The organism is Enterococcus casseliflavus NBRC 100478 (assembly GCF_001544095.1).
Lineage (GTDB): Bacteria > Bacillota > Bacilli > Lactobacillales > Enterococcaceae > Enterococcus_D > Enterococcus_D casseliflavus.
This window is the reverse complement of sequence record NZ_BCPT01000007.1, coordinates 1-26,696: the sequence shown is the minus strand read 5'-3', so window position 1 is coordinate 26,696 and position 26,696 is coordinate 1. Positions and strand designations below refer to the sequence as shown.

The following is a 26,696-nucleotide window of genomic DNA, read 5'->3' as shown; positions in this document are numbered from 1 at the left end:
CTCTTGTTTTCAAGAGCGCTTACGCAAAAAATGTTAACGTGTGCATAACTATTTTTTAAGGAGGATTCTATGAAAAAAATTACCGAACAACCCCATCAAACCTATCCAGCCCGAGTGATTCAATTCGGGGAAGGCAATTTTATGCGGGGCTTTTTTAACTGGCAGCTGCAGCAAATGAACAATCACGGTCTTTTTAACGGCAGTGCCGTTGTGGTACAGCCGATTGATCACGGCTTGAAAGAGCTGTTGGCACAACAAGAAAATCTCTACACCGTTATCTTAGAAGGCCTTGTCGATGGCGCTTTATCTCAAACATTTGAAGTCGTCTCCACCATCGATCAAGTGCTGAATCCTTATCAGCAATGGGAAGACTATCTTGCATTAGCCGAAGACGAGCAACTTGAGATCATCGTTTCTAATACGACGGAAGCAGGTATTGCGTTTCACCCAGAGGATACCTTACACGATACCCCTCCCCAAAGTTTTCCCGCAAAACTGACCGCTCTTTTGTATCGTCGTTTTCAACTACGAAAAAAGGGATTTTTGATCATTCCTTGTGAATTGATCGATCGGAATGGGGAAAAACTAAAAGAGATCGTCTTACAATATGCCGCATTATGGTCTTTGGAATCAGATTTCGTCAACTGGTTAGAAAAAGAAAACACCTTCTGCTGCAGCTTAGTCGATCGGATCGTTCCAGGATATCCTCGCGACAAAGTGGCACAATACCAAGAGGTTCTTGGCTATGAGGATGCCGTAATGGTCACTGCGGAACCCTTTATGTTATGGGTGATCGAAGGAAACGGCGTAGCCGAAAAGCTCCCTTTGCAAGAAGCTGGGTTGAATGTGATCGTGACAGAAGATATGACTCCTTACCGTGAACAAAAAGTACATTTATTAAATGGTCCTCATACGGCGATGGTTCCCCTCGGCCTTTTAGCGGGTTTAGAAACCGTTGAAGAAGTAATGAACGACCGTGAATTTGCAGCCTTTTTAGATGGTCTTTTTCAGGAAGAGTTGATTCCAATGCTTGATTTGCCTAAAGCGCAGCTTGCAGCTTATGCGGACCAAATCAAAGAGCGCTTCAGAAATCCTTATGTGAAGCATCAGCTGCAATCGATCGCTTTAAACAGCGTCTCAAAATTCCGTGCGCGTCTTCAACCAGTCTTAAGTCGTTATGTCCAACAAAACCAGCAGGTACCTAAACGAATCACTGCCGCACTGGCAGGATTGCTGACTTTCTATCTCACACGACCCTTTCAAGATGATGAGCTAGTGACAACCATATTTCAGCAAGTGAAACAATTTCCAGCAGAAGAACAGATCGCAGCTCTATTAAAAAATGAGCAACTTTGGCATGCAGACCTGAGCTTTATGACAGAGACGATCAATGAAATGTGCACATGCCTAAAACAAGACGGACCCCGCCAGTTACTTGCGTCGATTGACACCCCTGAGCCAAGTTTGAAATAAAGGAGAATCTTTATGTCCAGCACATTAACAGAAACACCCGCGCAACTATTGAAATTGCACCCTAAAGACAATGTCGCAGTCGCATTAAAACCACTAGCTGCTAAAACGACCCTTGCATTTGAAGGCCAAACGATCACCCTTTTTGAGGATATTCCACAGGGACACAAAATCGCCCTCAAAGATCTAGCACAATCACAAGACGTGATCAAATATGGCTATCCCATTGGACATCTCTTAGCTGACGTGAAAACTGGACAATGGTTGCATACCCACAATGTCAAAACCAACCTTTCTGGTACCTTAGCATACACCTATGCCCCCGATTTGCATCCTGTCCGTTATCCAAAAAGGGCTGCGACGTTCCAAGGGTATCGACGGGCAAATGGCAAAGTTGGGATTCGTAATGATTTACTGATCGTGCCAACAGTTGGTTGTATCAATGGCATCGCAGAGATCATTGTTGAAAACTTCAAGAAGAATCATCCAGATCTTGGCACTTTTGATCATATTACGATCCTTAAACATCCCTACGGCTGCTCCCAGTTAGGCCAAGATCATCAAAACACCCGTCAAATTTTAATTGATGCGGTGCATCATCCAAATGCCGGTGGCGTCTTGGTCTTTGGCTTAGGTTGTGAGAACAACACCGTTCCCGAGTTTAAGAAAAACCTTGGTGACTACGATCCAAAGCGCGTCAAATTTATGGTGGCACAGGAAAGCGACGATGAAATTGCGGTCGGCGAAAGCTTATTAGAAGAATTACTGGAAGCAGCAAAAGAGGATCAACGAGAAGCCGTTCCCTTGAGTGAGCTAAAGATCGGGTTAAAATGTGGGGGTTCCGACGGGTTTTCTGGGATCACCGCCAACCCTTTGTTGGGGGCATTTTCTGACTTTTTAGTTTCTCAAGGTGGCAGTACGGTCTTGACGGAAGTACCCGAAATGTTTGGCGCTGAACAAGTCTTGATGGCGCGTGCACAAGATGAAGCAACCTTTGAAAAAATTCTCCATCTAATCAACGACTTTAAAGATTATTTTCTTGCTTACGGTGAACCAGTCTATGAAAATCCTTCTCCTGGCAATAAGGCAGGCGGCATCACTACGCTAGAAGATAAGTCATTAGGCTGTACCCAAAAATCTGGGACTTCCGCTGTCGTCGATGTCTTAAAATATGGGGAAAAACTCCGTAAGCCAGGCTTGAGCCTGCTGGAAGGTCCAGGAAACGACCTTGTTGCCGCTTCTGCACTGGCTTCTGCCGATTGCCAACTTGTCTTATTTACCACTGGTCGCGGCACGCCATTTGGTGCCTATGTGCCGACCATGAAAGTTGCCACGAATCAAGAGATTTATCATAAGAAACCCCACTGGATGGATTTCAACGCTGGGCGCTTGTTGGAAGAGCCGATGGAGGTCGTGCTGGAAGATTTTATTCAAGCGATCATTGATACTGCCAGTGGAAAACCGACGCGTAATGAAGCCAACAACGTTCGTGAGATCGCCATCTTTAAAAATGGCGTGACACTATAATCAAAGAAAAGAGGTCCGACATGTTTTTAAATGAAAACTATTTATTGCCAAATGAAATTGCTCAAACACTATACCATGACTATGCCAAAGAGCTGCCGATCATTGATTACCACTGCCACCTAGACCCGAAAGAAATCTATGAGGATCGGCCGTTTAAAACTATCACCGAGGCATGGCTAAGTGGTGATCATTACAAATGGCGATTGATGCGCGCTTGTGGCGTACCCGAAGAAGCGATTACGGGCAATGCCAGTGATTATGAAAAATTTTTGGCATGGTGTCAAACAGTGCCAAAATTGGTGGGAAATCCCCTTTACAGTTGGACCCATTTAGAATTAAAGCGATTTTTTGAGATCGATCTTCCCGTTACTGAAGAAAATGCCGAAACTTTGTGGAGGCTATGCAACGAAAAATTGCAGCAAAAAGACTTTACCCGAAGAGCTTTGATTGCTCGCAGTAACGTCGAGATCGTTTGCACCACAGATGATCCAGTCGATGATCTTCACTATCATCACCAATTAAGCCAAACAGAACAACGTTTTCGGGTCTTGCCGACCTTTCGACCTGACAAAGCGTTACAAATCGACCATCCGAATTTTCTTACCTATGTTACCAAACTCGAAAAGAGTGTCGAAAACGCGATCATTACCTACGATGCTTTCTTGACAGCCTTGCGGGACCGTGTAACCTACTTTCACCAGCATCACTGCCGCTTGTCTGACCATGCGCTGGATACTTTAGTGTATGCTGCAGACGAACAGTTATCCCTTGAAGCAATTTTTGCCAAAGCATTAGCTGGAGAATCTTTGGAGGAAAACGAAGTCTCGTTCTTCAAAACCAATGTTCTAGTTGAACTGATGAAGCTGTATCACGAACATGGTTGGACGATGCAACTGCATGTCCATGCGTACCGTAACTGCAATCAACGAATGTTTGAGCGCTTAGGACCAGATACGGGCTACGATGGCATCAATGATCAACCACTGACTCAAAGCTTGCAGAAATTATTGAACGCCGCTGATGCGCAGGACCATTTGCCTCAAACGATTCTCTACTCCTTAAATCCCAATGACTATGATGCACTCGTCGCTTTGATGGGGTGCTTCCAGCAAGAAGGCAATAATAAATTGCAGTTAGGATCTGGCTGGTGGTATAACGACACCCGCGCAGGCATGCGTCACCAATTGACGAAATTCGCAGACGGCAGTGTGATCTTTAACTTTGTCGGCATGCTGACGGATTCAAGAAGCTTTTTGTCTTACACCCGTCATGAATATTTCCGACGCGTCTTTTGTGAATGGCTTGCTGAGATCGTTGTACGTGGTGAAGCACCTGCTGATCTTCGTCAGCTAAAACCATTAGTAGAAAATGTCTGTTATCAAAACGCCAACAACTACTTCAAATTTTAGGAGAAAGACAATGGAAAAAATCGTCATCGTCGGTGATTCCACCGCATCGATCAAAGAGCCTAGCGCTCGTCCAGAAACGGGCTGGGGTGAAAAGATCTCACGCTATCTCCCCCAGCATCAAATCGTCAACTTGGCAAAAAATGGGCGTTCCTCCAAAAGCTTCATTGAAGAAGGACGCTTGTTGCAGGCAAAAAAAGAACTATATGCTGGTGATTATCTCTTGATTCAATTTGGACACAACGATCAAAAAACAGATAGTCGTGGTACGACACCTGTAGAATATCAGCATAATTTAGCAACCTTCGTGCAAACGGCACGCCAGCAGCAAGCGACACCGATCCTATTGACCTCGATCACTCGTTTGCATTACGTGGACCAACAGCAACTTGATCCTTTGGCAGTCGGTCCTTACCCAGAAGCAATGCGTGCTTTGGCTACCTCCTTGGATGTGGTCTGTCTGGATCTTTTTGTCGCAACACAACGGTTCTTTTCAGCACTGGAACCACAACAGGCGAAAACCTATTTTCTTCATTTAGAAAAAAACCAGCACCCCAATTATCCAGCCGGCATTACGGATAACACGCATTTGAATGACCAAGGTGCTACAGCCGTCGCCAAATTAGTTGCCAAATGTTTGACAAATGCTCCATTACCGCTTGCACAACAAGTTTTGTTAGATTGAAACTCATTGTTCGTGTTGAATCTTCCCCTAACATAAATACGCTACCTGATTTGAAAAGAGCTACTCAAGCAAAACGCTGCGAAGAACATTTTCCTTCACAGCGTTTTGCTTTTCACTCTTTCTAAAAGATTTGTTTGCCATTCCTTTGCTTCAACCCATTTATTTTTAAAGCCTTGCATTTCTTAGGTGTTGCACCATAAAAAGGGAACGATTGCAATCGTCCCCATCCTTACTACTGATTGTTTTATTCAGGTTGTTTCCCGATATACGCCAAGATACCGCCGTCTACATATAAGACATGGCCATTGACAAAGTTTGATGCCTCAGAAGCTAAGAAAACCGTTGGTCCTGCTAAATCTTCTGGCTCACCCCAACGGGCAGCAGGTGTTTTCGCTACGATAAATTGATCAAATGGGTGACGAGAACCGTCTGGTTGGATCTCTCGTAATGGTGCGGTTTGCGGTGTTGCAATATAACCAGGTCCGATCCCATTACATTGGATGTTAGCTGAACCAAATTCAGCACAAATGTTTTTCGTCAACATTTTCAAGCCGCCTTTAGCCGCTGCGTAACCAGCCACCGTTTCTCTTCCCAATTCACTCATCATTGAGCAAATGTTAATGATTTTTCCATGTCCTTTTTTGATCATTGACGGTAAGACTGCTTTTGAAACGATAAATGGAGCGTTCAAGTCCACGTCAACGACTTGGCGGAAGTCTTCAGCAGACATCTCCAACATCGGGATTCGTTTGATGATCCCAGCATTATTGACTAAGATATCGATCACGCCAACTTCTTCTTCGATCTGCTTGACCATTTCGTTGACTGCTTTTTCATCCGTTACATCACAGACATAGCCGTGGGCTTCGATCCCTGCTTCACGATAGTTTGCTAATCCTTTATCCACTGATTCTTGATCCAAGTTGTTAAAAACGATCGTTGCTCCTGCTGCTGCTAGTGAACGAGCGATCGTAAAACCGATCCCATAGACAGCTCCTGTCACTAATGCGATCTTACCATCTAAACGAAATTGATCCATTGAAAAATCCATAATTGATAAACCCTCTTTCTTTTTATTTTAAGTCGTCCATTGCCACCATATCCATGTCGGTATAGGTGATATTTTCGCCACACATTGCCCAGATAAAGGAGTAGTTACTGGTTCCAACACCCGAATGGATCGACCAGCTTGGAGAAATAACTGCTTGTTCTTCACTAACGACTAAATGCTTCGTTTCATCTGGTTTGCCCATCATATGGAACACTTTTGTGTCTTCGTTGGCAAAATCAAAATACACATATGCTTCCATCCGACGTTCATGGGTATGACTTGGCATCGTATTCCAAGCACTGCCTGGTTCTAAGATCGTGTACCCCATTTGTAATTGACAGCTTTCACAAACATTTGGGTGAATGTATTGATAAATTTTCCGTTCATTTAATGTCAAGCCCTCGCCTGTCTCCATTGGTGTGACTTGATCGATACTGATTTTTAAATTTGGGTATTTCTTATGTGCTGGCACGCAAGATAGATAGAATTTCGCTGGATTTGCTGGATCATCTGAGTGGAACAAGACTTGTTTGGTTTCCTTGCCGATATAGTAGCCGTCTTGTTTTTTCATTGGTTCTTTTTGGCCATCGATCGTGATCGCACCAGGTCCTCCAATATTGATGACACCTAATTCGCGACGTTCTAAGAAGTATTCCACCCCTAATTCGCTGCTTAATTGCACTTCTAACGCTTCTTCTGTCGGTGTCACTCCGCCAAAGATCATCCGATCATTGTGGGTATAGGTCAGCATGATTTGTCCTGGTGTGAAAATTTTCTCTACCAAAAATTCTCTGCGTAATTCCTCGGTACTATAGTGACGAATATCAAGTGGACTATGGGTATAGCGTGTTTCCATGTGTTGCATGTTTTATTCCTCCTATCGGATAATTTTTCCTGAACCTGTTGCAATAAATTCTTGTATCTCATTGGCGCTAAACTGATTACAGTCGCCATGGATCGTATGTTTCAAAGCAGATGCTGCAGTGGCAAAATCAATGATTTCTTGGTCTTGTTTCTTCGTGACAAGACCATGTAGGACACCAGCTGAAAAGGCATCGCCGCCTCCGACGCGATCAACGATGGGATTGATCTCATGGGTAGCAGAAACGACATAATTGCCGTTGTGCCATAGGCTTCCTGTCAATTGATTGTGACTTGCTGAGAGCACCTGACGACTAGTTGAATAAAAGAGCTGGATATTTGGATATTTCCGATGCATTTCTTGATAATAGTAGTCATCTTCGACTTCCTCTGTTGGAGCTGATACATCCATAAAGACTTGGGCATCTAACTGTCCTGCCGAGCAATAATCGACATAAGGGAGCACTTCTTGCAAAAAGACGCGCGCTTCAGCGGTCGTCCACAGTTTTCCACGATAATTGATATCGAAACTGATTTTACAACCAGCTGCTTTCGCTTCTTTGATCAACGTCAGCAAAAGTGTCTGCCAAGTCGTTGAAAGAGCTGGCGTGATCCCTGAAAGGTGAACAATGTCAACCCCATCAAAAAGGTCAGATTGCCACTCATTTTCTTTCATTTGAGCAAAGCTAGAGCCTGCGCGATCATAAACCACTCGCGCTGCTCGTTCCCCGATACCGGTTTCAATATAGTAAGTACCTAGTCGGGAACCGCCACGAAGCAAGTGGCGACAATCGACGCCATAGCTTCGTAAATGATGAAAAACGGCATCTCCTAAAGCATTCTCAGGCACTTTACTAGCAAAAGAAACGCGATGACCAAAATTTGCTAAGGAGATCGCAACATTGGCTTCCCCACCGCCATAATGGGCAGCAAACGTCGAACTATGGGCGATTCGTTCGCCTAACGTTGTCGATAGACGCAACATGATTTCTCCTAGTGTCAGAATGTTTGCCATCTTACTTTCCTCGAATCTCTTTTAATTTTGCCGCATATTGTTTCGCTACTTCTGTTACTTTGTCAAAATCCCCACTTGCTGCTGGCGCTAACAAATTCCCCCCTACACCAACGGCTACGACACCCGCCGCAAACCATTCTTGCATGTTGTCTAAGCTGACACCACCGGTCGGCATAATGTTTAATTGTGGCAATGGCGCTTTGAAGGCCGAGATGATACTTGGTCCATACGCACTACCCGGGAATAGTTTAATGATATCTGCGCCTGCTTTTAAGGCGTCCTTCATTTCTGAAATGGTCATGCAACCAGGCAGATACGGGATTTGATATAAATTACATAATTCAGCCGTTTCTTGATCAAAGGTTGGGCTTACCACATATTGTGCTCCTGCCATGATCGCTAAGCGAGCGGTCACTGCATCAAGAACGGTCCCCGCACCAACGACTACCTCTGGATTATCTTTGAAGGTTGCTACTAATTCAGCGATTACATCCGCCGCTTGAGGCACTGTAAAAGTCAACTCAATGCCAGTGATCCCCCCTGCAACGATCGCTTTACTTGCTTGTAGTGCTTCTTCTTTTGAAGCGCCACGCACAACAGCGATCACGCCGCTTTCTTTTAGTTTCATTAAATTCGCTACTTTTTTCATTGAGACCCTCCATTTATTTCCTATTAGGAAAATGGTATTTATTATAAAGAAACTTACACGTTTATTATACCGTTCTCGTTTTTATTTGCAAGGGCTTTCCACTAAAAAGTTTATAATGCTTGTTCAATTTGTTGTTTTGTCGCAATAATCGCATCGATCAATGTCGTTTTGTATTCTGGGGTCAAGCGGTATTTCGGTAGGCTGATAGAAAACGCCCCAACGATCTCCTGATCTTTTATCAGTGAGGCGCCGATGCAATAGATTTCTTGTTCCATTTCTTCATCATCAAACGCTACTTGGTTTTCTTTTGCCTGTTCCAATTCTTTCTTCAACTTCAACTGATTCGTAATGGTGTTTTCCGTATAAGCGGTTAAAGGCGTTGCTGCCAAATATTCTTCCACTTGAGGGGCATCAAACTCCGCTAAAACGGCTTTCCCCATGGCAGAGCTATACAATGGTCTTGTGATCCCTACTTTTGAAGACATGCGGATCGTTTGATTGTGGGGCTCCAATTTATTGACATAAAGAATCTCATTGGCAGTCAAGACCCCTAAGTGGATCGTTTCATCCGCCGTTTTCTGCAATGCTTCCAAGTAAGGCAAGCTGATTTCCACTAAATCAAGCTCTTGAATGTTTTGATTGGCATACTTGATCAGCTTAGACCCTAAGCGATAATTCTTCTCTTTGTCGCGTTTGACATAGCCGATCATTTGCAGCGTTTCTAATATTTTCAAAGCTGTGGATGGGGTCAGTTTCGTTGCTTCTGAAATTTCTTGCAATGGTTTACTTGGCGCTTCTGCGAGATAATCTAAAATGGTTGCTGCTTTTAGTAGTACGGTTCCATATGGTTTTTGCGTCATCATTTCTCCACCTTTATTTTCTATATAAGAAATTATAATATCTTTTTAGGAAATGCACAATCTTTTTCCTATATATCAGCATGACGCGATTCCCATTTTACTTTCTGTCGTTATTCATTGTATGATGAAGACAAGACAAAGGAGTGCCGAACAATGGACTTAAATGTATTGATCAAAGGAAAAAAATTGACTGACAATGAGCTGCAAATACTTGATTATTTGCTTGCAAATACCGCTGCGATCGATGGACTGCCCTTAAGAGAAATCGCTAAAGCGATCTATACTTCTCCCGCAACCATCGTGCGGCTTGCACAAAAATTGGGTTTTTCTGGCTATCTTGAGCTACTTTACTTCTTAAAGAATCGCTTGAAAAATCAGACGATCACTGAAGCCGCCATCGATTACCAAATTGACGCTGCCAGTATTGCAGATACGATCGACGCGATCAAAGAAATCTATGGACGAAATAAGGACAAGTTTATTACGATTTATGCAACAGGTTTTTCTGGGATCGTGGCAGAATACCTCCACAAAAAAATGCTTGTCAACGGCATCAAAACCTTATTAGTCAGTGCTTCTGACTCAGGTGGGATCATTAGTAACAACATCGAGAACATCAGTATGCTGATCACCATCTCTAAATCTGGCGAAACACAAAAAGTGCTGGAGAAGATGGCATTAGCCAATGAACATCACATACCAACTGTTTTGTTTTGCGGGAACGGTGATCATCGCGCCAATCAACTGGCGACCTTTTCCTTTGAAGTGACCGATGAACGTCCCTACGACACCCAAAACATCCAGTACACTAGCTTCTTTGGTAAACTGCTCTTATTGATGGAATATATCGTCGACGCTTTTACCCATGTTGAAAAAGAAAACCAGCAACCCTAGTGGATTGCTGGTTTTTGCTTATGCTTGAAAATAGGTTTTTGCCAATTCTTGATAGAGCGCTTGGTTCTGCGGATCAGGAACAAATTTTTCATCTGGCTGATCTTGCCGCACAACAGAGCTTTTGTATAAATCATACAAGCCGAATATCGGTTCATTTTCATCGGAAAGATAACAGGTCAGCCCCAACACATCCGCGGTCATTTGACCTAAAAGTTTTGTTTGAAAGAAACCACCACTTACAGTGACTGCCCCTTCCAACTGCGCCATTTGCTTTAATAAATCGATGTTCATCAGCATGCCTTCGATGACTGCCCGCAACATGTCTGAGCGATTGTGTTTCAAAGTCAAGCCAGAAAAGCCGCCTGTGATCTCATTTGTCCAAAAAGGTGCCCGCTCCCCGTTTAAATAGGGAAAAAAACGTAAGCCGTTACTGCCGATCGGCGACTCATCCATGACTTGAGGCAGATAATGATAAAACGCATCAGGATCTTCTGATAAGGTCTCTTTTGCCCAAGCAAGGACACAGCCACCATTATTCGAAGGTGCCCCTACGACATAGAGGTCATCTTGCAGATAGTAGCAAAAATTTTGTTTTTGGCGATCAAAGACGGTGGTCTCGCTTACTTTACGAACCGCCGCACTGGTTCCGATCGTCAAGCTGTTGCGGATCCCTGTAGAAATATAGCCAGCATATGCTGCTAAACACCCATCACTAGCCCCACACATCACTTCTACCTCAGGCTTCAAGCCACACCGCTGCGCCATCTCCTCGGTAATCAAAAAACGATCAGTCGGTGCACATAAAGGCGCTAATTGGGCTTTTGAAAGGGATAAATAATTGAGAATTTTTTGACTCCATTGCTTTTCTTTCAAAGAAAAAAGACCGGTCGCTGATGCGGTACTATAATCGATCCGTGCTTGTCCGGTAAACAACGCCATTGCTAGTTCTTTTAAGCCAAACCATTTCGTCTCTTTGGAATATGAACCATTTGTTTGGAAATAAGCCAGTTTCGCAAAGGGAGACATCGCATGGATCGGTGTCCCTGTCTCTTCATAAAACGTTGCCGCCAGATCCGTTTGACGATAGTCCGTCATCGTTTGACTCGCTTGATTGTCTGACCAAATGTAAATCTCTTCTGCTGTCTCACCAGCCACTGGCATCAAACTGTGCATGGCGGTACTGAACCCGATCACTGTGATTGCCGCTTTTAATTGAGCGGGAATCGTTGTGACACCACTGATCAATTGGCTACTGATCTGGGTCGCTGATTGGGTCTGTTTTAACCCGTGGCTGTGGGTTTTGATTGGTAATGACTGTGAGTAAATGATTTTCCGATCTTCAATGACCCCAAATTTTATGGCTGTCGTGCCGATATCAATCCCTAAAAACATCGCATTGCTCCCTCTCATCTGATTCAATTAGCTTTATTCTACCATAGTTAGTGGCATATTCTAGTATACCTGTCTGATCGTTTTGTTGATAAGACGTTTAGTGGTGATTTTCTTCAGAGAATTATCCTTCCACAACAAAAATCAAAAAAGAGAAAGATTCTTGGAGAATCTTCCTCTTTCAGTTATCCAACCAGCGAATGTTTCGCAAATGTGAAACAAATCAAGACAATCCTGGCCAGTAATCACCATTTTCCGAGACCAAATCATCGAGTAACTCTTTGGCTACTTTTGCGCTAGGAATCGTTTTGGAAAGGCTTAACGCTTGCCACATTTTTTGATAGCTCTTTTCCACATATGCTTCGACCACTAATTTTTCCACAGTCACCTGCTGGAACATGAGCGCTTGTTGGAAGGCAGGAATTTTTCCTTGAGCAAGAGCTTCTGGTCCATCAGAACCGACGATACATGGCACTTCCACCATGGCATCATCCGGGAAGTTCGCAATTGCGCCGTTGTTTTCCACAATCATGACCATTCGCTCATGCGTATTAAAAGCGATGGCGCGTGCCAAATCAACGATAAAGGTTGCATGGGCATCAATCTCAAAAGCGATCCCTTCAGCAGATCCTTGGGCAGTGATCTTTTTGGCATGATCGAACACTCGTTTTTCCCGTCCTTCCATCACTTCATTGGAACGCGTATACTCTGGATGTTCTTTCATGTGTTCGTAGACGTAATCTGGGTATAAATAATACTTCAAGTACGTATTTGGCAGATATTCTGGTGTGAGCGCCAAGAGGTCTTTGGCTTTTTTGTGGGTGTCTTGCCAACTTGGGTCAGTATGTTGGGTATCCACTTCGATCTGCGTCAAATAGCCGTGTTTTGCAACGTAGTCACGAATGGTTTGAATGTACTCCGTGCCTTCTTTGTCTTTGACGCTGGTCCACCAGCCAAAATGATTCAAGCCAAAGTAGCGAACTTCTAGTTCCTCTGGCTGTTTGCCAATGATTTGCGACATGCGACGCAACGTGCCCACGGGCATGTCACAAATATTCAGAACCTTTGATTTCGGACGCAAGACCCGACACGCTTCAGCTACGATTGCAGCTGGATTGGAATAATTCAGCATCCAACAATCGGGGGAATATTTTTCCATGTAATCAATGATCTCCAGCATACCAGTAATGCTGCGCATCCCATAAGCGATCCCTCCTGGTCCACAGGTTTCTTGGCCAAAGACGCCATGGCGCAAAGGGACTTTTTCATCTTTTTCCCGCATGTCATACTTTCCTACTCGGATATGCGCCATACAGAAATCGACATCGCTGAAAGCTTCTTCAGGATCCGTCGTAAACGAAAATTCGATTTGCGGTGCTTGTTCTTTTAATAAAATCGCTAGGGCTTCACCGAGGATCGCTTGACGTGCTTCATCATTGTCGTATAGTTTCAGCTTTCTTAAAGGAAAGCGTTCTTGATTGTCAAGCAGCATCATAACGATTCCCGGGGTAAAAGTACTGCCGCCCCCTGCGATCACTACTGAAAAATTTTTCATCATTCAATCTCTCCTTCTCTTCCCAGATAATTTTCTAACTCTTCCCGCACTTTCGGCACGGTCAACCCATAGACGACATGGACATTTTCACCATTTTTGATCACGCCTTTGGCTTGTGTTTCGTCTTTTAGCAGTGCTTCATCCACGAGTTCAGGATCCTTTAGTTTTAAACGTAAGCGGGTATAGCAGTTGTCGATGGTTTTGATATTGTCATCGCCACCTAGCGCTTTGGTGATAATTGCTGAGATACTTGTTTCACCAGTCGGACTAGGGGCGGCTTGGTCATTCGCCATGACCCCGACACCTGCTCCAGCAAGTTGTTTTTCTTTGTACTCTTTCTTCGAATACAGTTTGGTCTCTGTCCCATCTTCTTCACGCCCGACCGTTTTCAAATTCAGTTTCGTGATCAAAAAGCGGAACAAGAAGTAATAAAGAAAGAAGAAGACGACCCCGACGATCAAGTACACTGGCCAGCGAGTTTTCTCGATCCCTAAGGGCAAGTTGTACAAAAGAAAGTCGATGAAGCCATTCGGTCCGATGGCGCGAGAACCAAAGAGATTTAACGCCACCATGCTCAAGCCGCTAAGGGCAGAATGAATGACGAACAAAACAGGTGCCACGAACATAAAAGAAAATTCGATTGGTTCAGTCACACCTGCAATAAAGGAAGTCACAACTGCTGGAATCAAAATGGCTTTGACTTTGACTTTATTTTCTGGTTTTGCCGTTTGATACATCGCCAAACAGGCACCGATCAGTCCAAACATTTTTGAGATCCCACGAGCGTCCCAAATGACACTTTGCGATAATACGCGGACTGCTGGGTCAGCAATTTCCGCAAAATAAATGTTTCGTGCCCCTTCAAAGACTTGACCGCCAACTTCTGCGACACCGCCTAATGAAGTATACAAAAACGGCGTGTAGATCAAGTGATGCAAGCCAGTTGGAATCAATAAGCGTTCTAGCGTACCGTACAAGAAGATACCAAAGTTGCCCGTTTGCTGAATGATGCCGCCTAAACCGTCAATGCCAGTTTGTATTACTGGCCATACAAACGTGGAAACGATGGCTAGCAACACGACGACCGGAATCAAGACAATAAAGACGAAGCGCGCGCCACCATAAACTTGAAAGGCATTGTTAAAGGTCGTATCGATGAAACGATTGTGGACCAATGCCACGACGATTCCTAAAATGATGCCAAGAAAGACCCCCATATCCAGCACTTGGATCCCTAAAACGATCGCTTGCCCTGAACCTTGAAGTGCATCGGCTGGAACCAACATCCCCCGAAGCTCCATGAATTTGTTCATTGCATTTAAGAAGACGAAATATCCCAACAACGCGGTAAATCCCGCTTCAGCCTTTTTCTTATTGGCTAGCCCTAGAGCGATCCCAACACAAAAAATAATGCCTAAATTGGTTAAAATCGGTAATAAGGAAGCGGATAAGATACTACCAAAACCGGTGGTTATCGGATTATCCAAAAAAGGAAACTGCTCAAGCAAGCGGACATTTGTAAACACATTCCCAACGGCAATCAATATCCCTGCGATCGGCAAAATCAAAACGGGCACAAACATTGCCTTGGAGAATTTCTGCATCGCATCCATCACTTTTTCTTTCATTGAGGAAACTCCTTTGTAGTTGATTTGTAGGTTCATTATAGGAAACATTTGTTACTAATAGAATAGCAAACGTTTTCAATTCAATGCGTTTCAAAGATTGGAACATGTTTCATCCTGTCTACTTCCTTGCTAGTGGCGGATACAAGCAAAAACAGAGTGAATCAAGATTGATCCACTCTGTTTAGATGCAACACTTTTTGATAAAAATACAAGGGCCCAGACAGACAAAACAGATAGAAGATACTTGGTGCTGATTGCCATGTGAAGAAATAGCCGATCGCTGCTAGGACTAAAATTCCGATCCCTTTATGGTAGTGCATCATCGTAAAGAAAAAACTACTACGAAAAAGGACAAACAGGTTTTGCCGATCTTGCAATTTTGATTGCATCACATACAGGTTAATGTTGTAGGACAACAAAAATGTAAGAAAAATGATGGTCAAAAAAGAGAAAAACAATGAATTCGTCAAAGCAGCAGAACGCCACAAGCTGAGTCCGCATAAAAATGAGAAGAGATTGAAGACCCCTAATGGTAGGGTCTTCAACAATGCGTTTTTGCTGTTTTTCAAGAAGGGGCGTAGCAGTTTTGCTTCAGGATGTTCATAAGCATCTACGACCGCTCGCATAGCTGCAGGAAACGTGATGATCGGAAACGACACCACCAAAAACAAGAGATTCAAAACCAGCATACGAAAAATAACTTCGCAAAGACGATAAAAACGACTCTCTAAAGCAAACATCACACACACACCTTTAGTTTAGTTTTTCAATATTTTCAGCGATTTTCTCATTTCGGTAATCAACGATTGCTGACCACCCATTGTTTTCTCGTTCTTGTAAGTAGTCTTCCCAAATCTGACGTCCCGCTTCTTCAGAGTCTGCTTGAATAAAGTTGACCAACGCTTGCACTCTTGCTGTGTTGATGGAAGTGAGGTTTCTTGCTTCAGAACCGGTGCGAGGATCAATGTCTTCGATCTCAAAACGTGGTGCTAACTTATCTTGAGACCATTCCACCATCTGACGAATCGATGTAGCTGGTTTTTGTCCCATTTGGATAGCATAATTGTCATTCCCAACAAACCAATAAGAACCTAGCCCAACTTCCTTGTCAAAACGAGCTATGTCCGAATTTCGTAAGGCCTCTGTTTCCTCTGAGTATTCAACCACGCCATCTACGAGGTTGTATGTTTCCCCTTCAATCCCAAAGGTCGTGACCATCGTGCCATATTCACTTGCCAAATAGGTCAAAAGCTCCATGGCTTTTTGGGGTTCTTTTGTCGACGTCGTGATAAAGGTTTGTGTCCATCCACCAATATTTCCGCCAGTAAAAGTGGAATCATCGCCATTCGAATTCTTCGGCCCATCGACGGCAATATAGGTTTGTTCAGGATTACGGGCATTATTGTCTGACATGAACTCATTGAGTCCTTTCGTGTTTGTATGCAAGTAAGCAAAGTAACGGCCCTGCCCTAGTTTTTCTTTCATCGTGTTGTCATTGTCTGAAAATTGGTCGTTGGTAATGTATCCTTCATTGTAAGCTTTTCTAAAAGTCTCGATCCACGTGATATACTCCTCATCAGCGTCTCGATCATTGAATTGCCCATCAACACTGGGTGCAATGCTTAGAAAATCTTGCAAAGTACCACCATAAGCGCCATCCCCGCCATTGGAAATATCTAATGCAGTCGAAGCAAATGGGACTAATGCAGCACCATCATCTGCTGTCGGAAATGCTTCTTTTGCCCGTTTTAACGCATCTAAAAATCCTTCGGGCGTCGACATATCAGGTTCACCCAATGCTTCGTAAATATCTTTGCGGACAATGAAGACTTGATCTCCCACTACATTGCCGTCCTCATAATCTTGCGCAGTCGTTGAAAAGCTTGGGTATCCATAGATATTGCCATCTTCTAAAGTAAACCATTGAACAGATTCAGGCTTCGCTGCATGTTCTAGGAAATAAGGATCGTATTTTTCTGCCAAAAGATTCAGTGGTAAAGCAAATTTCGTCGCTTCGTTGGCAGCAGATAGATTTTTATCGAAGGTCATGATATCTGGCAGATCGCCTCCAGCTAACATCGTGTTAAGGTTCTCATCATTCCCTGAAATAAATTCGACATTGATATTCATATCTTCTTTGATTTTTCGCGTCACAGTATCTTTTCCCCACCCTGGCTGAGCATACCAATCAAAGTTGACATACCACTTCAAGGTCGCTTCATGGTCAGTGTCTTTTTGCCAGCTTGGGGTATCTTTGTCTGCTTCAAAGCGAGCTTCTGGCAGATCTTCTACTACAGCAGCCCCTTTTGACTCGCTGTTGGAATTACCACAGGCGCCTAATACCACGACTGATGTACATACGAGACCGATTCCTAAGAATAATTTGCTTGCTTTCATTTTTTTCTCTCCTTTTGTCTATTCTTTTACTGATCCAAGAGTCATCCCTTGAATAAAGTACTTTTGTAAAAATGGATAGATCACGACGACAGGAACCGTCGTTACCACCATGGTTGCTAATTGCAATGACTGAGAAGTCGTATTTCTGACCACATTGGTGCCTGTTGCTACTGCAGGCGATAGATTTTCCGAAACGATCCGAAATAGTAGCATTTGTAAAGGATATAAACTACGATCATCAACATAGATATTGGCGGTCATGTAGTCGTTCCACTGAAAGACGCCGTGGAATAATGCGATGGTTGCCAAAACTGGAAGGGACAATGGCAAAATGATTTTTACGAAAATAATAAAAGGATTGGCGCCATCCATCATGGCAGATTCTTCCAGCGAAAATGGAATGCTCCGGAAAAAATTCATCAAAATCACCATGTCGTAAAAAGAAAATAAAACAGGTATGATGTAAACCCAAAAATTATTTAACAAGCCGAGTTCTTTAAATAAGAGAAAGGTAGGAATCATCCCTCCAGAAACGAACATCGTTAAAATCCCCATGTTCATATAGATTTTCCGCCCCATTAAGTTTCTACGACTCATCCCGTAAGCAACCATCGCCGTCAATGCCGTATGCAAAACAACACCAATCACTGTTTTTGCAACTGAGATGACAAAGGCTTTATAGATCGCAGAATCTTCAAAAACGGTGTAGTAACTTTCTAGTGAAAATTCCCGTGGCCAGAAATAGATCCCCCCTCTTGCGGCATCGGTTGCATCATTGAAAGACAAGGCGACGATATTCCATAGTGGCAACGCAATGATGGCTAAGAAGAACACCATGAAAATCACATTGGCAGTATTGAAGATCTTCTCATCTTTTGAAAATGTTTGTTTCATACTTTCCCTCCTCTAAAAGACTGATTCATCACTGATTTTTTTTGTCAAAAGATGACTACCGACCACAAGGATCAATGAAACAACCGACACAAATAGACCAACGGCGGTCGCATAGGAGAAGTCTCCTTGTTGAATCCCCATTTTATAGACGAATGAATTAATGACTTCACTGGACTGATAATTGACAGGGTTTTGTAATACGAGTGTTTGATCGAGGTTCGAACCCAATAACCCACCGACTGACAAAACAAATGTCAAGGCGATAATATGACGGATCGAAGGGATCGTGATCCGAGTAATCTGCTGAAACTTCGTGGCGCCATCCATTCTCGCTGCTTCATAAAGAGCTGGATTGATCCCTGTCATAGCAGCGATGTATAAAATCGTATTCCATCCAACTTCTTTCCAAATATCGGAAAAGACTGCAATCGCCCAATATTTTTCGGGATCAGTCAAGAAGCGGATCGGTTCATCGATCAACCCAACACCTAACAGTAAATTATTGACCAAACCGGTATCAGACAACCACGTAATAAACATGCCTCCTAAGATGACCCAAGAAAGAAAATGTGGCAAATAAGACACCGTTTGAACAACCTTCTTCAAGCGCACATGAACGATTTCATTGATCAATACCGCTAAGCCAATCGCTGCTGGAAAACCAATCAGTAGTTTAAAAAAGCTGATGCCTAACGTATTACTCATCACCGTCCAAAACATTGAATCACTAAAAAATTCTTGGAAATATTGGGTACCGACCCACTCTGCATTCGCGATCGAATCAAGCACTGAGTAATCTTTAAATGCGATGACGATCCCGTATAGTGGGATAAAATTAAAAATAATCATCAGGATAATCCCTGGCCAAACCATTGCTTGATAAAAACTTTGGCCTTTTAGTTTCTGCAAAAAGGTTCTTTTCTTTGGGGTTGCTTTAAGTACGACTCCTTTAGATTCCATTGTTCCACCCTTTCTAAAACGCTTACTTTTTCATCTGAAGGAAATGAGTTACTTCCTTCGTTGGTTCATCAACTGATAGACCGCACCAATCATACCTGCATCGTTTTTTAATTTTGAACGTCGAATCGGTGCAATCGTGCGTCCTTCTAAGTAACCAATACTTTCATGGCGAGCTTTTAGCTGACAGAGGTTCTCTTCAAGCCTTGCCATAAACCCATCATTTTCACTGATCCCACCACCAATCAAAATCAGCTCGGGATCAAATGTACTGATCAAATTGAGCAAGCCCACTGATAAATCTTGAAAAAACTGTGCAAGCACTTGGTTCGCTACCACTTCTCCTTGCGCTCCTCGCTGAAAGATCTCTACCGCATCTTGAGGGAAATCACTCCGACCAAGCTGTTGAAGTGCCAACTGGTACTGGTGGCAAAGCCCCCCCACGACAGCAGCTCTTTGGTTCAAGGAAACAGTTTCTAAATTTCCTTGGTCAGGTAAGCTATCGATCAGCATCCATCCGAATTCACCTGCCATGCCATGGCTGCCGCGATAGAGCTGATCATTAACAATGATCCCACCGCCAATGCCTGTACCGACGACAAGGCATAGATAGTTCTCACAGTTCTGTGCGTGCCCAAGCCATTTTTCAGCGATCGCCGCTGCATTGGCATCATTTTCAACCATGACCGGTAGCTTGACACGTTCTTCTATTTCTTGCTTTAAATTGATTCCATAAAGGGATTTGATTGATCCTGCTGTAATCATCGTGCCATCTTTTTGGATGATGCCCGGTGCGCTAATCCCGACACCATCGACTATTGCTTCTTGCTGCAATGATTTGATCAATGCTGTGATGGATTGCAAAAATCCCTCCTTTTCATGGATCGTCGGCATCTGTCCTTTTTTGACAATTTCACCGTTTTTCAAGATCACACCATATTTGATGGTGGTTCCTCCAACATCGATTCCAATAAACATTGCTTCACCCTCATTATTCATTTACTTGTTTTGTCGATTGATTGATACACAATTCCCCTGGTAAAACGTAGGAGATCCCAATGGCATTTTCCTCAATCATTTCGATCAAGTGTTTGACTGCCGTGACCCCTTGCAATTGGATTGGATTTTTCACAGTCGTCAACCGAGGCATGAAATAGTCCAAAAGATCGATGCCATCAAAACCAATTACGCTGAAATCATCTGGCACCCGCCACTTGGTCTCATGGATCGCCTTGACCGTTCCGATCGCACTAAGATCATTTCCCGCCAGAAACGCTGTGGGTAAATCTTTCTGCTCTAACAAAAACTGTTGCACACGGACTCTCGTTCGTTCTTCTTCAAAGAACCCCTGTAATTGATAGTCCGACCTTTTAGAAACCCCTGCCTCGTTTAATGCTTCTAAATACCCTCTTAAGCGCTCATCACTATCATAAACACCAGTGATACCACTGATAAAGGCAATTTTTTTGTGGCCAAGAGACAAAAGATACTCGGTGGCTGCTTTTCCTTTTTTGAAAGAATCAAAGACTACACTGCCGAAGTTCTTCTCTTGAATGTTTCGATCGATAAAGACGGCTTTGATTTGTTCTCGTTCCATCGCAGCCAAATCCTGCTTTGTTAAAAAATCTTCAAAGCCAATAATGCCATCAACAACACCGCCTAATATACTATTGAGAACCACTCGTTTATCCGTGGATAAGAAGACATTGACCGCATAACCATGTTTTTCTGCCTCTCTGGCAATCGCTTCAACTAATACGCTAAAGTAAGGCCCTTTCATGCTGGTAGTGTAGAAACCGAGCATTTTCGTTTTCGTGTTTTTCAATTGTTTGCCCATTAAATTGGGAACATAATGCAAACGTTGTGCTGCCGCCACCACACGTTCTTTCGTAGCTGGGCGAACAACATCGACACCGTTGAGTGCTTTGGAAACCGTCGCAATCGACACATTTGCTTCTTTCGCTACTTCTCGGATCGTGATTCGATTTGCCAAATGCCCCTCACCTCCTAAACTGATCCCGCAAAAATAAAAACGTTTTTATTTTATCGGAAAAATGAACGACCGTTACCTCACTGGTCATCTGATAATCCAACTATATATAAAAACGTTTTCATCCACAATGATTCTAGGGCTGATTGGCGTTTGTACCAGCAACTTGAAACCTGTGCCATCATGGTACAAGTTGTACCTACAAAAAAAAGCCTCGAAAGGCTTTTAAATCGTGAGCGTACCAATCAACTTCGCTGAGGCAGCAGCAAAGCCAAGGTATAAAGAAATCGTACCAGGATCACTTTTTGTCGAGAAATCGGAATGAACGTAAGCAAAATCCTCTGGTGTAACATAGAATGTATGCTGCCTTTCTTCGCCTGCAGCAAGATGGATTTTTTGCCATTGTTTTAATTCCCGCATCGGTCGCGCTACTTCTGTAACATCGTCTCTGCTATAGAGTTGCAGTGTCGTCGTATGCGGCACATCTCCCTCATTTTTCAGCGTGCAGCTGATCTCAAATGGTGCATCCTTTTCCTGAGGATTAATGATTTGGGTGTGGGTGATCGTGCATCGACCATAGCCCATCCCCGAGCCAAAAGAAAACAATGGCTCATTTTTTTCATCCATATAACGCGAAATATATTTTTGATCATTATTCTCTTCAGTCAGTGGACGCCCTGTAGAGAGTTGAGCATAGGTCATCGGTAATTGGCCTTCTGCTCGAGGAAAACTCATAGCTAAACGTCCTTGCGGTTCAGACTCGCCCATCAACAAATCTGCCAACGCATTGCCTCCTTCTGATCCAGGGAACCAAGCAATCATGATGGCTTGGCAAAGAGGCTCGATGGCGGTCAAAACCAGTGGTCTGCCACAGAAAAGAATCGTTGCGATCCTAGGATTGACCTGACTTACTGCTTCAATCAATGCTTCTTGCTTTCTTGATAAAGAAAGTTTGGTCAGACTTGCCGCTTCTCCCGCTTCCTCGCTAGTTTCCCCCAGAGCCAATAAAACAACCTCAGCTTCTTTAACAACTTTACACGCCTCATCAATAAAGGTACTCATCAGCATTTCCCCATCAGGATACGATAAGACAGTTAAGTCAATTTCTTTTTGAGAAAGACCCTCCGCTAAGGAGACCGCAGCCTCCGGTTTGCCGATCCACGACCAAGCCCCCAAAAGATCCTTCGAAGCTGCTTTGGGGCCGATCAATGCGACCTTTTGTTTTTTCTGTAACGGCAACAGTGCTTGGTTTTTCAGAAGAACCGTTGTTTTCTTTGCTGCTTCTCGTGAAAGGTGGCGTGTTTCCTGCACTAATTTTGGTGCTAAGTTGCCCTGCACTAATCCTCTAAAAGGGTCTTCAAAAAGACCCAACTTATTTTTTAAGCTTAACACATGAAAGACAGCCTTATTTAGCTGCTCGTTCATTTCAGGTTCTGCATGAATGATTTGTTCCAATGCATTCAGATAGCAATCGCTCATCATATCCATTTCCACGCCAGCAGTAAAAGCTTTCTTTGCGGCTTCCTTTCGATCAGCAGCTACACGATGCGCCATCAATTCCGCTACCGCTGCCCAATCTGAGATGATCAAGCCGTCGAATCCCAGCTTTTGTCGTAATACTTCCTGCAATAAGGGTTGATTTGCGGTGGCAGGAACACCGTGGATCGTATTAAAGGAGGTCATTACTAATTGCGCCCCTGCTTCAATCGCAGCCTGAAACGCGGGCAAATAATTCTGATAGAGCTCCAGATCGGACAAATCAACGGTATGGTAGTCCCGTCCACCTTCTGCAGCGCCATAGCCGATAAAGTGTTTGACACAAGCGGCAATTCGCTGTTTATTTTCTGCAAGGGAAGCAGTTCCTTGATACCCTCGTACATAAGCAGCCGTCAATACAGAAGATAAGGTGGGATCTTCCCCATTACTTTCCAAGACCCTTCCCCAGCGCGCGTCTTTGACATGATCCGCCATCGGTGAAAACGTGACATGGACACCAGCTTCTGCCGCTTCTTTCGCTGAAGCTTTAGCAACCTCTTCCACTAACTGCGCATCAAAGGAAGAGGCTAAGGCAAGCGGAATTGGGAAAATCGTTTCATACCCATGGATAACATCTGCCATAAAAACAAGGGGAATCTTTAAACGACTTTTCTCAAGATAAGACGTTTGGATGGCATATACTTGTTCAGCAGTATGAGTGCCCAACACAGAACCAATCGTAAATAATTGGTCTTCACTCATTTGCCATTGCTGCATCGGACCCGTGATTTCTCCTCCTTGTGCAAAAAAATCTGGCGTCAGTTGGACTAACTGGCCCACTTTTTCAGCTACGGTCATTTGGTCAATCAGTTCTTTTAGTTTTACGGTCTCCACTATTATTCTCTCCAATCATTCGGTTCTCTTCTTTTGCTTAAAAAAAGCCTTATTTGCGCCTTCTTAGCAGAAGCAAAAAAGTATCTATTCCTTTCATCCAGTATAATTAAAAACGTTTTCAAAAAAAGATAGTGTTCCTACTTTGGTGCAACTCATAGGAAAAAGGAAAAATCTTCATCATGGTACAAGGTGTACCACAAAAAATCGATCGCACCAAATCCCCTGATACGTCCGACATTGTCTCTTCCATGATTCTAATAAAAAGAAGCTGCAACTAGCTGCAGCTTCTTTTTACTTTATTCTTAAGGAACAAAGGAAAGTTCCCAGAGGATCGTTGCTGTATATCGCGTGGCTTGAGGTGCTGCACTCACTGGCACCTCAAGTTTCACACTTTGATCCATTGTTTCTCGATCGCCAAAGCGCTGGACCCAAGTGCCTCTACCTTCGTTGGCATTTGCTTGCGCAATCACTTCAGCCTGTCCAACAGTCAGGGTTGCTTGCGGTTTAAACGTAGGGGGATCAGACACATTCTCTCGAGTCGTTGCTACATCGATATTGTTTAACAAAATTCTAGCACCATTCAGTTGATGCCCTTCATCACTTTCAAAAGGGGTTCGTAAGGTTGCACGGAGGGTCCAACCAGAATTTTCCCGCCTCCGATCCGAAACTTGCACATAATTAGGGCGTAGATTATCATTTGGATCAGCCGGATGAAGCAGTTTTTGCGGTAAGGCATCATAGGTCGTCGTTTCTGACCGAATGCCCACTGTCCCAAACTGGAATTGGGAAACAAAATCCAAGCTGACAAACCCTTGTTCTTCATCAATCTCAGGCGGATTCTCAGGGTTTACTTGCGTATCCGGGTCAAGAGGATCTACTGGTTGCGGAGTACTTTCCAAACCATACACCAGCCAGTATTCTTGTTCATCTCGGGTGACTCTTGTTTCCAGCGGCTGACCGTCCCGCTCGTAAAGATATTGATAATAAGAAATCTCCACAGGCAGGATATCGACCGATTCATTTACGAATTCTCCTTGATAGGTTGGTTCCCTCAGTGTTACCCCTTCTTCATCTATGTGATTGATCTTGATGTTCGATGGCACGCGATCAAATAAAAAAGTCACCTCCTGATGGAACGGCTGCGGCATAATGTCAAATGTATCTGGGTCAAAGTGTTCTGCTTCATACTCAACACCATAATAGTCATACCCTAACTGATAGGGTTCATCGCTCTCTCGGTTCTTGGGGTCCAGTGTATGAAGAAAACGTAACGGCAGATCCAGTGTATCAGCAGGAAGAATAGGCTCTCCTGTCTCTCGATCCAGATAGTTTACATGGACGGTTCCGGTACCAATGTAGTAGTTCATTTCTTCAAAATAAAAGGTATGGCGATCACTTCTCGCTCCCGTACTGCCGGCTATAATAAATGCCATTGCAGAAACATCAGCGGGCTGCCAATCACTGATATCACGTCGCCAAATCCGATCTCTATACGTAACTTGAAACCAGCGACCTTCATTATTTGGCTGATATTCAATCAAGATCGGATCATCTGCCCCATTTCTGGCACCCGTTCTTGCTGCTGGAGCATCATTTCCCATATATGTTTCCAGTAATACTGGTGTCCTATGATAGATAAAGCCAGCAAAGGGTGCATCGCCGACTTGTATTGGATCCCTTTCAACGGTAAACCTATTACTATCAAAAAGACCTCGAGTATCATTATAATTATTATCTAGTTTAAAAGCGAAGGCATCTCTCAGTCCACCGATCCCAAATGCATTGCCCTCATGACCTCTTATGTGAGTCTCAGAATTATGAAAGCCAAATGCCATCCCATCAGCACCACGTGGTTTAGACCCTATATTGGCTCTACCTTTAAGCGTAAATGGCTGATCCAGACTAATTCTGTCTTTTAAGGTAACATAACCGACTGACCAAGTGATATCTTCTGTCAAGACTAATAGACCCGTTTCTTCATTGTAAGTAGCAGTGCCTTGGACATCAAAGTGTTCTCTAAAATTGTTTTTGTCAATCGTCACTTCGACCATCTGCTCACTTCTATCATCTACTTCCGCCTCTTTCGCTGCCGCATCCGAAGCCTCTTCTCCTTCTTCCTCTTGTGCAGCTTCCGCAGAATCATTTTCATCTTCGTCTTGATCAGTATCTTCGATCACCGTGTTTTCCACTATCAGAAGCCGTTGTGACGCAGACTCGGCAACGATGAGCTCATATTCTCCGATCGTATCCACAATAATCGGTAAGACAAAGGTGGTTTGTGGGGTCTCGCTGATCAGCTGCCACACCCCTTCGTTTTCTGTTTTTACAGCAGTTAGCCCCTCCATCAATGCTTCCTGATCGATGATTACTTGTTCAGGCAAAGCGAGGTCCACCGTTTCAAGGGCATCTTCTGAGTAAAAGATAAAATCTAGTACATAATCGACTTCTCCTTGGATCAATTCTTCTGGAAAGAAGATTTCTCCGATTACTTCTTCAGCTGATTTCTCCTCTTGCTCATTCTCTGGGGTCCACGAATAAATCGTCTCGGCATTCATGATCGTGAACGTCATAATCAGAGGGAGTAAGATAAGCAAAACCAGTAATTCTTTATTTTTTTTACGAAAAAATGAGTTCATCCCATTCACTCCTAAATGTCATTCTCTTGTTTGTTAAATGGACGCTATTCCCACTTTTGGGAAGTAGCTTTTCCTTTTCGAATGATTTGTTTTAGTACATATAAGTCAAGCGCGATAATTATCAAAAGACAGCCTAGAATCACCCAATCCAATCGCTGAACGGTGTTAGTCTGAGGCAGTTCTCCCCCCGGCTTCACCGTGTCTTGCGGCGGGCGTAGGACTGGTCCTGTTGGCGGTGATGGTTCTGGAGGATCTAGCGGTTCATATACTCCTGTAAACTGCACGGTGCCATCTGTTTCGGTTGATCGCAGCTCATCGCTGAAGCTTGTTATTGGAAAACTGCAAGCGACCCATAAGGCGAGACAGCCTTTTAGAAGTTTTGCAAAAAAACGCGCACCTTTGATGTTCATTCTCCCTCCTCCTTTTATAGAATTCACTTCAAAAACCATCGTTTTTGAGATT

At 43.7% G+C, this 26,696-nt stretch carries 22 protein-coding genes; 5 read left to right on the top strand and 17 right to left on the bottom strand.

All coding sequences use genetic code 11. From position 1 onward, the window contains the following. The first annotated feature begins 69 nt into the window (after positions 1-69). From ECA1_RS07475 to ECA1_RS07460, 4 genes are read left to right on the top strand one after another with little or no spacing between them, the layout of a single operon-like run. Positions 70-1,473: a tagaturonate reductase gene (locus tag ECA1_RS07475; RefSeq protein ID WP_060792120.1), complete on the top strand. Its 1,404-nt coding sequence runs from the start codon at positions 70-72 to the stop codon at positions 1,471-1,473. Positions 1,474-1,485: 12 nt separating this feature from the next. Then, positions 1,486-2,997 carry a UxaA family hydrolase gene (locus ECA1_RS07470; protein ID WP_060792119.1) on the top strand — a complete coding sequence of 504 codons (1,512 nt, stop codon included), beginning with the start codon at positions 1,486-1,488 and terminating at the stop codon, positions 2,995-2,997. 20 nt (positions 2,998-3,017) lie between these two features. After that, positions 3,018-4,406 carry a glucuronate isomerase gene (gene uxaC / locus ECA1_RS07465; RefSeq protein WP_060792118.1) on the top strand — a complete coding sequence of 463 codons (1,389 nt, stop codon included), beginning with the start codon at positions 3,018-3,020 and terminating at the stop codon, positions 4,404-4,406. Positions 4,407-4,416: 10 nt separating this feature from the next. Further along, entirely contained in the window at positions 4,417-5,088 is a 672-nt protein-coding gene (locus ECA1_RS07460) for a rhamnogalacturonan acetylesterase (protein WP_060792117.1), read from the top strand. Between the two features lie 244 nt (positions 5,089-5,332). Here the strand turns inward: ECA1_RS07460 and ECA1_RS07455 are convergent, their stop codons facing one another. The 5 genes from ECA1_RS07455 to ECA1_RS07435 all read right to left on the bottom strand — a co-directional run bounded on the left by ECA1_RS07455 (position 5,333) and on the right by ECA1_RS07435 (position 9,527). Beyond that, positions 5,333-6,139 carry a gluconate 5-dehydrogenase gene (locus ECA1_RS07455; RefSeq protein ID WP_005229917.1) on the bottom strand — a complete coding sequence of 269 codons (807 nt, stop codon included), beginning with the start codon at positions 6,137-6,139 and terminating at the stop codon, positions 5,333-5,335. A 22-nt stretch (positions 6,140-6,161) separates the two neighbouring features. Next, positions 6,162-7,004 carry a 5-dehydro-4-deoxy-D-glucuronate isomerase gene (kduI, locus tag ECA1_RS07450; protein ID WP_060792116.1) on the bottom strand — a complete coding sequence of 281 codons (843 nt, stop codon included), beginning with the start codon at positions 7,002-7,004 and terminating at the stop codon, positions 6,162-6,164. 12 nt (positions 7,005-7,016) lie between these two features. Further along, entirely contained in the window at positions 7,017-8,015 is a 999-nt protein-coding gene (locus ECA1_RS07445) for a sugar kinase (protein WP_060792115.1), read from the bottom strand. A gap of 1 nt (position 8,016) precedes the next feature. Then, positions 8,017-8,664 (bottom strand): bifunctional 4-hydroxy-2-oxoglutarate aldolase/2-dehydro-3-deoxy-phosphogluconate aldolase, encoded by a 648-nt coding sequence (locus ECA1_RS07440; RefSeq protein WP_005229908.1) that lies wholly within the window; start codon positions 8,662-8,664, stop codon positions 8,017-8,019. Positions 8,665-8,774: 110 nt separating this feature from the next. Continuing rightward, positions 8,775-9,527: an IclR family transcriptional regulator gene (locus tag ECA1_RS07435; RefSeq protein ID WP_016610978.1), complete on the bottom strand. Its 753-nt coding sequence runs from the start codon at positions 9,525-9,527 to the stop codon at positions 8,775-8,777. A 150-nt stretch (positions 9,528-9,677) separates the two neighbouring features. On the opposite strand from ECA1_RS07435, the gene ECA1_RS07430 reads away from it, so the two are divergent. After that, positions 9,678-10,418 carry a MurR/RpiR family transcriptional regulator gene (locus ECA1_RS07430; protein WP_060792114.1) on the top strand — a complete coding sequence of 247 codons (741 nt, stop codon included), beginning with the start codon at positions 9,678-9,680 and terminating at the stop codon, positions 10,416-10,418. Positions 10,419-10,436: 18 nt separating this feature from the next. Here ECA1_RS07430 and ECA1_RS07425 read toward each other — a convergent pair whose 3' ends face one another. The 12 genes from ECA1_RS07425 to ECA1_RS07370 form a co-directional block, all read right to left on the bottom strand. Next, the gene (locus tag ECA1_RS07425; RefSeq protein WP_236596041.1) at positions 10,437-11,810 is read right to left on the bottom strand and encodes a gluconokinase; all 1,374 of its coding nucleotides are present in this window, start codon (positions 11,808-11,810) and stop codon (positions 10,437-10,439) included. Positions 11,811-12,030: 220 nt separating this feature from the next. Next, a complete protein-coding gene (locus ECA1_RS07420; RefSeq protein ID WP_060792192.1) occupies positions 12,031-13,362 on the bottom strand; it encodes a 6-phospho-alpha-glucosidase in 1,332 nt (443 codons plus the stop codon). After that, a complete protein-coding gene (locus tag ECA1_RS07415) occupies positions 13,362-14,990 on the bottom strand; it encodes a PTS transporter subunit EIIC (protein WP_060792113.1) in 1,629 nt (542 codons plus the stop codon). Before ECA1_RS07415 ends, ECA1_RS07420 begins: the two co-directional genes overlap by 1 nt. A 161-nt stretch (positions 14,991-15,151) precedes the next feature. Beyond that, positions 15,152-15,730 (bottom strand): YesL family protein, encoded by a 579-nt coding sequence (locus ECA1_RS07410; protein ID WP_060792112.1) that lies wholly within the window; start codon positions 15,728-15,730, stop codon positions 15,152-15,154. A gap of 13 nt (positions 15,731-15,743) precedes the next feature. Continuing rightward, on the bottom strand, positions 15,744-17,387 hold the full coding sequence (locus ECA1_RS07405) for a type 2 periplasmic-binding domain-containing protein (RefSeq protein ID WP_016610972.1): 1,644 nt from the start codon (positions 17,385-17,387) through the stop codon (positions 15,744-15,746). Between the two features lie 18 nt (positions 17,388-17,405). Continuing rightward, positions 17,406-18,281, bottom strand: a complete 876-nt coding sequence (locus tag ECA1_RS07400; protein WP_005236529.1) for a carbohydrate ABC transporter permease — start codon at positions 18,279-18,281, stop codon at positions 17,406-17,408. Between the two features lie 12 nt (positions 18,282-18,293). Beyond that, a complete protein-coding gene (locus ECA1_RS07395) occupies positions 18,294-19,241 on the bottom strand; it encodes an ABC transporter permease (RefSeq protein WP_060792111.1) in 948 nt (315 codons plus the stop codon). A 48-nt stretch (positions 19,242-19,289) separates the two neighbouring features. Then, on the bottom strand, positions 19,290-20,216 hold the full coding sequence (locus ECA1_RS07390; RefSeq protein ID WP_060792191.1) for an ROK family protein: 927 nt from the start codon (positions 20,214-20,216) through the stop codon (positions 19,290-19,292). Between the two features lie 13 nt (positions 20,217-20,229). Then, positions 20,230-21,231: a LacI family DNA-binding transcriptional regulator gene (locus tag ECA1_RS07385; RefSeq protein ID WP_060792110.1), complete on the bottom strand. Its 1,002-nt coding sequence runs from the start codon at positions 21,229-21,231 to the stop codon at positions 20,230-20,232. Between the two features lie 222 nt (positions 21,232-21,453). Further along, positions 21,454-23,598, bottom strand: a complete 2,145-nt coding sequence (locus tag ECA1_RS07380) for a glycoside hydrolase family 3 N-terminal domain-containing protein (protein WP_060792109.1) — start codon at positions 23,596-23,598, stop codon at positions 21,454-21,456. A gap of 302 nt (positions 23,599-23,900) precedes the next feature. Next, positions 23,901-26,234, bottom strand: a complete 2,334-nt coding sequence (locus tag ECA1_RS07375; protein WP_060792108.1) for a lectin-like domain-containing protein — start codon at positions 26,232-26,234, stop codon at positions 23,901-23,903. A gap of 44 nt (positions 26,235-26,278) precedes the next feature. Beyond that, positions 26,279-26,644: an EF2685/EF0750 family sortase-dependent surface protein gene (locus ECA1_RS07370; protein WP_060792107.1), complete on the bottom strand. Its 366-nt coding sequence runs from the start codon at positions 26,642-26,644 to the stop codon at positions 26,279-26,281. Positions 26,645-26,696: the final 52 nt, after the last annotated feature.

What these genes read in the sequence shown, in the direction of transcription:
- ECA1_RS07475 (WP_060792120.1), top strand. Translation starts at nt 70, where the DNA reads ATGAAAAAAATTACCGAACAACCCCATCAAACCTATCCAGCCCGAGTG.
- ECA1_RS07470 (WP_060792119.1), top strand. Translation starts at nt 1,486, where the DNA reads ATGTCCAGCACATTAACAGAAACACCCGCGCAACTATTGAAATTGCAC.
- uxaC (WP_060792118.1), top strand. Translation starts at nt 3,018, where the DNA reads ATGTTTTTAAATGAAAACTATTTATTGCCAAATGAAATTGCTCAAACA.
- ECA1_RS07460 (WP_060792117.1), top strand. Translation starts at nt 4,417, where the DNA reads ATGGAAAAAATCGTCATCGTCGGTGATTCCACCGCATCGATCAAAGAG.
- ECA1_RS07455 (WP_005229917.1), bottom strand. Translation starts at nt 6,139, where the DNA reads ATGGATTTTTCAATGGATCAATTTCGTTTAGATGGTAAGATCGCATTA.
- kduI (WP_060792116.1), bottom strand. Translation starts at nt 7,004, where the DNA reads ATGCAACACATGGAAACACGCTATACCCATAGTCCACTTGATATTCGT.
- ECA1_RS07445 (WP_060792115.1), bottom strand. Translation starts at nt 8,015, where the DNA reads ATGGCAAACATTCTGACACTAGGAGAAATCATGTTGCGTCTATCGACA.
- ECA1_RS07440 (WP_005229908.1), bottom strand. Translation starts at nt 8,664, where the DNA reads ATGAAAAAAGTAGCGAATTTAATGAAACTAAAAGAAAGCGGCGTGATC.
- ECA1_RS07435 (WP_016610978.1), bottom strand. Translation starts at nt 9,527, where the DNA reads ATGATGACGCAAAAACCATATGGAACCGTACTACTAAAAGCAGCAACC.
- ECA1_RS07430 (WP_060792114.1), top strand. Translation starts at nt 9,678, where the DNA reads ATGGACTTAAATGTATTGATCAAAGGAAAAAAATTGACTGACAATGAG.
- ECA1_RS07425 (WP_236596041.1), bottom strand. Translation starts at nt 11,810, where the DNA reads ATGTTTTTAGGGATTGATATCGGCACGACAGCCATAAAATTTGGGGTC.
- ECA1_RS07420 (WP_060792192.1), bottom strand. Translation starts at nt 13,362, where the DNA reads ATGAAAAATTTTTCAGTAGTGATCGCAGGGGGCGGCAGTACTTTTACC.
- ECA1_RS07415 (WP_060792113.1), bottom strand. Translation starts at nt 14,990, where the DNA reads ATGAAAGAAAAAGTGATGGATGCGATGCAGAAATTCTCCAAGGCAATG.
- ECA1_RS07410 (WP_060792112.1), bottom strand. Translation starts at nt 15,730, where the DNA reads ATGTTTGCTTTAGAGAGTCGTTTTTATCGTCTTTGCGAAGTTATTTTT.
- ECA1_RS07405 (WP_016610972.1), bottom strand. Translation starts at nt 17,387, where the DNA reads ATGAAAGCAAGCAAATTATTCTTAGGAATCGGTCTCGTATGTACATCA.
- ECA1_RS07400 (WP_005236529.1), bottom strand. Translation starts at nt 18,281, where the DNA reads ATGAAACAAACATTTTCAAAAGATGAGAAGATCTTCAATACTGCCAAT.
- ECA1_RS07395 (WP_060792111.1), bottom strand. Translation starts at nt 19,241, where the DNA reads ATGGAATCTAAAGGAGTCGTACTTAAAGCAACCCCAAAGAAAAGAACC.
- ECA1_RS07390 (WP_060792191.1), bottom strand. Translation starts at nt 20,216, where the DNA reads ATGTTTATTGGAATCGATGTTGGAGGAACCACCATCAAATATGGTGTG.
- ECA1_RS07375 (WP_060792108.1), bottom strand. Translation starts at nt 26,234, where the DNA reads ATGAACTCATTTTTTCGTAAAAAAAATAAAGAATTACTGGTTTTGCTT.
- ECA1_RS07370 (WP_060792107.1), bottom strand. Translation starts at nt 26,644, where the DNA reads ATGAACATCAAAGGTGCGCGTTTTTTTGCAAAACTTCTAAAAGGCTGT.